Annotated in this window: 6 protein-coding genes; all 6 read left to right on the top strand. The window is 65.9% G+C overall.

The features are described from left to right. The first annotated feature begins 255 nt into the window (after window positions 1-255). Window positions 256-1,836 carry a methyl-accepting chemotaxis protein gene (locus tag GCN74_RS25100; protein WP_152259184.1) on the top strand — a complete coding sequence of 527 codons (1,581 nt, stop codon included), beginning with the start codon at window positions 256-258 and terminating at the stop codon, window positions 1,834-1,836. A gap of 97 nt (window positions 1,837-1,933) precedes the next feature. Beyond that, window positions 1,934-2,470, top strand: coding sequence for a CPBP family intramembrane metalloprotease (locus GCN74_RS25105; RefSeq protein WP_193317249.1), 537 nt, complete (start codon window positions 1,934-1,936; stop codon window positions 2,468-2,470). 74 nt (window positions 2,471-2,544) lie between these two features. Beyond that, entirely contained in the window at window positions 2,545-2,694 is a 150-nt protein-coding gene (locus GCN74_RS28935; RefSeq protein ID WP_193317250.1) for a hypothetical protein, read from the top strand. A 241-nt stretch (window positions 2,695-2,935) separates the two neighbouring features. Beyond that, window positions 2,936-5,992, top strand: a complete 3,057-nt coding sequence (locus tag GCN74_RS28940) for a calcium-binding protein (RefSeq protein WP_193317251.1) — start codon at window positions 2,936-2,938, stop codon at window positions 5,990-5,992. Window positions 5,993-6,247: 255 nt separating this feature from the next. Further along, window positions 6,248-8,446 carry a type I secretion system permease/ATPase gene (locus tag GCN74_RS25120; RefSeq protein ID WP_152259186.1) on the top strand — a complete coding sequence of 733 codons (2,199 nt, stop codon included), beginning with the start codon at window positions 6,248-6,250 and terminating at the stop codon, window positions 8,444-8,446. Continuing rightward, window positions 8,443-8,915: biotin/lipoyl-binding protein (locus tag GCN74_RS25125; RefSeq protein ID WP_152259187.1), on the top strand; the 473-nt coding region annotated here is incomplete at its 3' end. The genes GCN74_RS25120 and GCN74_RS25125, both read left to right, overlap by 4 nt.

Genomic DNA, 8,915 nt, shown 5'->3' on the forward strand with positions numbered 1-8,915 from the left:
TAAAAGTGAGCGCGTGGAATCATCGAGAACGCTGTTCGCTTATAATTCAGTGTGCTGTTGTATGGCGCAGGGCATGTCCCGCGCGCCTGCATTGCCCGAATTTAGAAGCTGACTGCCCAAAAAACGCCAGTTAGAGACCCATCCTGCGCCACGCAGGAAAGGCAACACGACGGCGAGCAGATCGCCGGTTGGCAGTACTGAAGTGCTGACCGAACCGGCAACAATCAACTTTATTATTACAGGGCAATAACAACAATGATGTCATTCAATCGTTTGACGATAGGCGCGCGCCTGAGCGCAGGCTTCGGGCTGCTGGTCTTGTTCATGCTGGCGCTGGCTGCCTTCGCACTGCTGCGCATCGGCGCCATCTCCGGCGCCATGGACGCGCAAGACAAAGTACAGCTGGAAAAACTGGACCCCCTGTACGTGGCGCGCGAAGCGCTCGACCAGACGGGCCTGGCGGCGCGCAACGCGTATATCTTCCATGACCAGGCTGCCGCCGAGAAAGAGCTGGCCATCCTCGACAGCCAGAAGGCGCTGTACCTGGAAGCGCTGGCCAGGCTGGCGCCGCAGTTTGCCGGCGACCCCCAGTTCGAGAAAGTCAGCACGGGCCTGAAAACCATGGCGCAGGAATTGCTGCGTCCGCGCCAGTTCCGCGCCACGGGGCAGATGGAGCAGTACGGCAGCTTCCTCGTCGAGGAATGCAGCCCCCTGCGGCGCCAGATCGTCGCCGACATCGATGCCATCCTGAAAAACGTGCAGCGCGAATCGGAGCAGGCCAGCATCGATGCCCGCGCCATCTACGGCCAGTCCCTGCGCTGGATCGGCGTGCTGGCCGCGCTTAGCGTGCTCATCTGCATTGCCGTCGCCACCGTGATCACGCGGGGCTTGCTGCGCCAGCTGGGCGGCGAACCCGCCTATGCGGCCTCGATCGCCGGGCGCATCGCGCTCGGCGAGCTGGCCATCGACGTGCACACGCGCCACGGCGACGACAGCAGCTTATTGTTTGCAATCAAGACCATGCGCGACAACCTGGCCGCCATCGTCGGTAAGGTGCGCCACGGCACGGAAAGCATCGCCACGGCCTCGACCGAGATCGCCTCGGGCAACCGCGATCTGTCGCAGCGCACGGAGCAGCAGGCCGGCTCGCTGGAAGAAGTGGCGTCGTCGATGGAAGAACTGATTTCCGCCGTGCGCCAGAATGCGGACAACGCCCAGCAGGCGAACCGCCTGGCGCGCGAAGCGTCGACCGTGTCGGAGCAGGGCGGCAAGGCCGTGGCCGAAGTAGTGCATACCATGGGCCTGATCAATGCGTCGTCGAACAAGATCGTCGACATCATCGGCGTGATCGACAGCATCGCCTTCCAGACCAACATCCTGGCCCTGAATGCGGCCGTGGAAGCGGCGCGCGCCGGCGAGCAGGGGCGCGGCTTCGCCGTCGTCGCCACCGAGGTGCGCAGCCTGGCCCAGCGTTCGAGCGCCGCCGCGCACGAAATCAAGGCCCTGATCGACGATTCCGTCAGCAAGGTGGGCACGGGCACGCGGCTCGTCGAGCAGGCAGGCGCCACCATGCATGACGTGGTGGCCGGTATCGGCCGGGTAACGGGCATCATGGCCGAGATCAGCCACGCCACGCAGGAGCAGGGCGCCGGCATCGAACAAGTCAACCGCGCCATCGTCGACATGGACCGGGTGACCCAGCAAAACGCGGCCCTGGTGGAGCAGGCCGCCGCCGCCGCCCACGAGTTGCAGCAGCAGGCGGCGCAGCTGGAACAGGAAGTGGGCATCTTCAAGCTGGCCCGGCCGGCCAACGGTCCGTTGCGCCTGGCGGCCTGAGGCCGCACGGCAGGGCGGCGCGCGGCACGCCGACAGCCACGCGCCAATAGTCGTATTCCGCGCTACAATGAGAGCTGGATCACCGCCAGGACTTCTCATGCAAGTGCGCAGCAGCCATGATCTCTCCAGCCCGGACGACGACAAACCGGCGCCGCCCGGGCTGCAGCTGGCCCTTGCCGGCCTCGGCTGGGGCTTGCTCACCTGCATGCTGTGCTTTGCCATCCTCTTCCTCACCAAATGGCTGTTGCCGCCCGAATACTGGGGGGCGCACACGGGCCTGGCCAGGTTCAAGCGCGAAATGTCGCTGCCCCTGCTGGTGTTCTGGGTCGTCATCTATTCTCCCATCCTGGAAACCTTCCTGGGCCAGCTGCTGCCGCTGGAAATCCTCAAGCGCCTGGGCGCCAGCCGCCAGCTGAGCATTTTCCTTGGCGCCGTGCTGTGGGGCATCGTGCATTTCATCAGCGGCGGCTTGCTGCACGCCATCGTCGCGCTGGGCTCGGGCGCCATGTTCAGCTTTGTCTACCTGCGCTACCGCGACCCGGGCGTGGCGGCCGCCTATGCGACGACGGCGTTTGCGCGCGCCTGCAACAACATCGCCATCCTCGTGGCCGTTTTTTATGGCCTCGATGCCTGAGGCCTGTCCTTCCTGAGCAAGTATGGCGCCAGCGCCGCCAGCGCCACGGCCAGCCCCGCCAGGCCATTGAGCAAATGGCGGAAGGCGGCGGCATAGCTGGCGCGCGGCAGCGCTTCCTGGCCGCCTTTACCGTGGGGCCCGCCAGCGGCCACATGCCGCCGCGCTTGCGCGTATTCATTGATTTCATGGTGGAACAGTTACAGGACCGCACTTTCGGCGCCTAGCCTAGAGCGAGGGCAGATTCCCCACCATGCTCCACCGTCGTGCAGTGTGACATTTGCATGACAAATAACAGTGTTTCTCCCGTTTGAACGTCAGTAGGGGGTGCATGCGAGGCGATGCTCAGCCGCGCCGTCCATGCGCCGAAAGGCCCGGACCGCATGCGGCCGGGACTTTTGCCCGATGCCGGCTCGCGCCGGCTTACTCAACCTTGATGTTTTCAGCTTAACGACAGGACACTGCAACATGACCAAGCAATTTGCACCTGCATCTACCGTTTCCTCAGCCGGCGACGATGGCATTTCCGCCCTCGAGGCATACCTGAACAGTGTGGCGGCGGCCCCGCAGCGCTTCGTGGGCACGGCGAACGCCGATGTGCTCACCGGCACGACGGGCGCCGACGTGCTCGAAGGCCTGGCGGGCGACGATACCTATTATGTCAACGACAGCGGCGATGTGATCGTCGAGCTGGCCAACGGCGGCACCGATACCGTCTACACGACGGTCAATTACACGGTGGCCGACAACGTCGAGTACGTACACATCGCTGCCGGTGGCCTGACGGTAACGGGCAGCGCGAATACCAACAATGTCTTTTATGTTGATGTTCCCGGCGGCAACGTCCTCGATGGCGGCGGCACGGGCAATTCCGTCAATTATGTGGGCGCGGGCGCGGGCGTGACGGCCACCCTGTCCGGGGCGAATGGCCCGGTGACGGCGGCGCCGGGCAGCGATGTGCTGGTCAATTTTGCCAGCATCGTGGGCAGCAAGTTCGACGACGTCCTGACGGGCAACGAACTCAAGAACCTCCTGGCTGGAGGTTTCGGCAACGATATCCTACAGGGCGGCAAGGGAGACGATACCTTGTTCGGCGCGCTGGGCGACGACACCTATATTTTCGCCCGCGGTGACGGCGCCGATAGCATCGTCGAATCGACAGAGGGGGGCGCCCACAATGTCGTTTCCTTCCTGGCCGGCATCAGCGCCGACCAGCTGTGGTTCCGCCAGGTGGGCACGAACCTGGAAGTGAGCACCATCGGCACGGCCGACAAGATCACCATCAGCGGCTGGTATGTCGCCGGCACGGCGCCCCGCATCCAGGAATTCCGCACGGCCGACGGCCGCGTGCTGTTGGGCAGCGACGTGCAAGGCCTGGTGCAGGCGATGGCGGCGCTGCCGCTGCCGCCGGCCGGCCAGCTGACCCTGCCATCGAACATCGCCGCCATCCTGGCCCCGGCATGGGCGCAGAACTGGCGCACGGAAGGCCCGAACCAGCCCAGCAACGGGGCCTTTGTGGGCACGGCGAACCCGGACATCATCAAGGGCACGGCGGGCGCCGATGTGATGGTCGGCGGGGCAGGCGACGACATTTATTACGTCAACCATGGCAACGACGTGGTGAAGGAATACGCTGGCGGCGGACGCGATACCGTCTACACCACGGTCGGCTACACCCTGGACGCCAATGTCGAAGAGGTGCACCTGCGCGCGGCCGGCCTGGAGGTGACGGGGAACGGGGGCAATGGCAGCGGCAATGTATTCCACGTCGATGTGGGCGGCGGTCACGTCCTGCGTGGCGTCGGCAGCAACAATTCGGCCACCTATGCGGGTTCCCGGACGGGCGCGAATGCGGCCATCGCATCGCTCGCCGGCACCCCGGCGGCACGCCCGGGCACGGATGTGCTGGTCAATTTTTCCGGCCTGGAAGGCAGCGCCTATGACGACGTGCTGTCCGGCAATGAACTGGCCAACACCCTGTCCGGCGGCCTGGGCAACGATACCTTGCAAGGCGGCAAGGGCGACGATTTCCTCGTCGGCGGACTGGGCGACGATATCTACGTCTTTGCGCGCGGCGACGGCGCCGACATCATCGCCGAGTCGACCGGCGAAGCCAATTACGACGCCATCGCCTTCCTGGCGGGCGTCAATATCGACCAGCTGTGGTTCCGCCAGGTGGGGGCGGACCTGGAAGTGAGCACCATCGGCACGACGGACAAGATCACCATCCGCGGCTGGAACGCGGCCACGCCCGTCATCGAGGAGTTCCGCACGGCCGCCGGCCACGTCATGCGCGGCACCGACGTGCAGCTGCTGGTGCAGGCGATGGCCAACCTGGCGCCGCCGCCGCTGGGTCAGCTGACCCTGCCGGCCGGCACGGCCGCCGCCCTGGCGCCCGTGCTGGCCCAGGCCTGGCACTTCAACGGTCCCACCCAGCCCACGGGACAGACCTTCACGGGCACGGCGAACGCCGACGTCCTCACGGGGTCCGCGGGCGCCGACCTGCTGGAAGGCCTGGGCGGCGACGATACGTATTACGTCAACCATGGCGGCGACTTCATCGTCGAGCGGGGCAACGGCGGCAACGATACCGTGTACACCAGCGTCAACTACACGGTGGCCGACAACGTGGAAAACGTGCGCCTGAACGGCGCCGGCCTGACGGTGACGGGCAGCGCCTACACGAGCAACGTCTTTTATGTGGAGACTCCGGGCGGCAACGTGCTCGACGGTGCAGGCGCGGGCAACTCGGTCAACTATTCGGGCGCCACTGCGGGCGTGACGGCGGTCTTCGCACCGGCAGGCGGTCCCATGACTGCGCGTCCCGGTGTCGACGTGCTGGCCAATTTCAATATTCTCATCGGCAGCAAGTTCGACGACGTGTTGATCGGCAATGAGCTGAAGAACATCCTCTTTGGCGGCCTGGGCAATGATACCTTCCAGGGCGGCAAGGGTGACGATACCCTGGCCGGCGCTGCGGGCAACGATACCTATATCTTCGCCCGCGGCGACGGCGCCGACATCATCGCCGAGGTGGTGGAGGCCGGCAGCCACGACGTCGTGTCCTTCCTGGCCGGCGTCAATGCCGAGCAGCTGTGGTTCCGCCAGGTGGGCGCGAACCTGGAAGTGAGCACCATCGGCACCACGGACAAGATCACCATCAACAACTGGTACTCGGACTCGGCGGTGCGCATCGAGGAATTCCGCATGGCCGATGGCCGCGTTTTGCTGGGCAACAATGTGCAAAACCTCGTGCAGGCGATGGCGGGCCTGACGCCGCCGCCCGTGGGCCAGGTCACCTTGCCTGCTGGCACGGCCGCCACCCTGGCGCCGGTGCTGGCGCAGAACTGGCGCGCGGGCCAGCAGCTGGGCGCTGCCAGCCAGGGCGGCAGCGGCGCTTGGCAAGCCGATGCGGCGCAGCTGGTGCAAGCCATGGCCGGCTTTGCCGTGCCGGCCGCTGCATCGGCCCCGTGGTCGGCCCATGGCGCTGCGTCGGCGCAGATCCAGCTGGCGGCAGCCCACTAAGGCCTAAGTCTGAGCAATCGTCAGGAAATTATTGTGACGTCATGAAAAACAGAACCGGAAGCTATGCAAGGCGCCGGCTGCGACGCAGTGCGCGCACTGCCAGCAGTTGGCAACGCAGCAGAGCGCCGGTTATGGAAGTCAGAAACCACAAGAATTTACTGGCGCTTACTTAGCTAGCCGTATCACCCCTTACGCAGCCTGGCCCGCTTCGCACGTGCCGGCCAGGCTGCGCCACTGAATTTCCGACATGATCCGATGAGCGCACTTCCCGCAACCTCCCATAGCCACGATACGCCGCCCCTTGAATCCGCCACGCCCGACACGGGCCTGCTGTCGCTGCTGCTGATGGCCAGCCTGCATGGCGTGCCCGCCGACGGCGCCCAGCTCAAGCACGCTTACGGCCAGGCCGTGTTCACGCGGCAAACCATTTTGCTGGCCGCAAAACAGCTGGGGCTGACGGCCAAGCTGGTGCGCCAGCCCTTGACGCGGCTGGCGCAGGCGCCGCTGCCGGCCATCGCCACCGATACGGCCGGCCGTTTCTTTATCCTCGGCAAGGTCGAAGACAGCGGGGCGGGCATGGCGAAGCTGCTGATCCAGCATCCGGGCCAGCCGCCGCAAATCCTCGGCCTGCAAGCCTTCCTCGCCACCTGGACGGGCGAACTGATCTTTTTCACCAGCAAGGCCAGCTATGCGGGCGAGACGGCCCGCTTCGATTTCAGCTGGTTCATCCCCGCCATCGTCAAATACCGCCGGCTGCTGGGCGAAGTGCTGCTGATTTCCTTCGTGCTGCAACTGATCGGCCTGGCCACGCCCCTGTTTTTCCAGGTGGTGATGGACAAGGTGCTGGTCAACCACGCCATGCGGACCCTCAACGTGGTGGCCATCGGCCTCGTCTGCGCCATCGTCTTCGAGGCCGTGCTGGGCCAGATACGCACCTATGTCTTTGCGCGCACCAGCAGCAAGATCGACGTGGAACTGGGCGCGCGCCTGTTCCGCCATCTGCTGGCCTTGCCGATCGCATATTTCCAGGCGCGCCGCGTGGGCGATTCCGTGGCCCGCATGCATGAACTGGAAAGCATCCGGTCCTTTCTCACCGGCAACGCCATGACCCTGGTGCTCGACGTGCTGTTTTCCTTCATCTTCATCGCCGCCATGCTGTGGTACAGCGCCGCGCTGAGCGTGATCGTGCTCGCTTCGATTCCCGTCTACGCCACCCTGTCGATGCTGCTCACGCCCGTGCTGCGGGGGCGATTGAACGACAAATTCAACCGCAGTGCGGAAAACCAGTCTTTCCTGGTCGAAACGATCAGCGGCGTCGACACGGTAAAGGCCATGGCCGTCGAGCCCCGCTGGCAGCAGCAGTGGGAAAAGCAGCTGGCCGGCTATGTGTCGGCGGGCTTGTCGGCGAACAACATCGGCATGCTGGCCAGCGGCGGCGTCACCCTCGTCAGCAAGCTGGTGACGGCGGCCATCATGTGGTGGGGCGCCACCCTCGTCATCGATGGAAAGATGACGGTGGGCGAGCTGGTGGCCTTCAATATGCTGGCGGGCCAGGTAGCCTCGCCCATCCTGCGCCTGGCGCAGCTGTGGAACGATTTCCAGCAGGTGGGCATTTCCATGAGCCGGCTGGGCGACATCCTGAATGCCCGCACGGAATCCGGCGGCCTGAACGGGGGCGGCCAGAAGGCGCGCATGCCCCGCATCGCGGGCGCCATCGCCTTCCAGCAGGTGGGTTTCCGCTACCGGCCCGACGCGGCCGAGGTGCTGCGCGACGTGTCGATTGCCATCGCGCCCGGCGAGGTGATCGGCATCGTCGGGCGTTCCGGCTCCGGCAAGAGCACCCTGACGCGGCTGGCGCAGCGCCTGTACATCCCCGAGCGGGGCAGGGTGCTGATCGACGGACAGGATATCGCCGTCATCGACACGGCGTCGCTGCGGCGCCAGATCGGCGTGGTGCTGCAGGAAAACATCCTGTTCAACCGCTCCGTGCGCGACAATATCGCGCTGAGCGACCCGGCCCTGCCCATCGATGCCGTCATCGCCGTGGCGAAACTGGCGGGTGCCCACGATTTCATTTGCGAGTTGCCTGAAGGCTACGACACCATGGTGGGCGAGCACGGTACGGGCCTGTCGGGCGGCCAGCGCCAGCGCATCGCCATCGCCCGCGCCCTCGTCGGCAATCCCCGCATCCTGATTTTCGACGAGGCGACGAGCGCGCTCGACTACGAGTCGGAAAAAATCATCCAGGACAATATGCGGGGCATCTGCGCGGGGCGCACCGTGCTGATCATCGCCCACCGCCTGTCGGCCGTGCGCGAAGCGCACCGCATCGTCGTCATGGAGCGGGGGCAGGTGGCCGAGCTGGGCACCCACGCGGCGCTGCTGGCCCGTCCCGGCGGCATCTACGCCCACCTGTACGGCTTGCAGCAGGGAACGACCGGGAGCGCCGCATGAGCGCCGGCCACCGCCTGGCCGCGTATGGCGAACTGCTGGCCCGCTACGGCCAGGTGCTGCGGCACAGCTGGCGCATCCGCGCCTCGCTGGGCGGGCCCGTGCTGAGCGAAGACGAGGCGGCCTTCCTGCCGGCCGCGCTGGCGCTGCAGGAGCGGCCCGTGTCGCCGTCGCTGCGCTTCACGGCGCGCGTGCTGATGCTGCTCGTCGGCTGCGTGGTGCTGTGGGCCGTCTTCGGCAAGGTGGACATTATCGTCAATGCGGCGGGCAAGATCATTCCGTCCGGTAACACCAAGACCGTCGCTTCCGTCGACGTGGCCGCCGTGCGCGCCCTGCACGTGCGGGAGGGGCAGGCCGTCAAGGCGGGCGATCTGCTGGTGGAACTGGACAGCCGCGGCCCGGACGCCGAGCGCGACAAGGCTGCCGGCGACGCCGTGGCGGCCGCGCTGCAGGTGGCCCGCTCGCGCGCGCT

It is taken from the genome of Janthinobacterium sp. FT14W, from assembly GCF_009208755.1.
GTDB classification, from domain to species: domain Bacteria; phylum Pseudomonadota; class Gammaproteobacteria; order Burkholderiales; family Burkholderiaceae_D; genus Janthinobacterium; species Janthinobacterium violaceinigrum.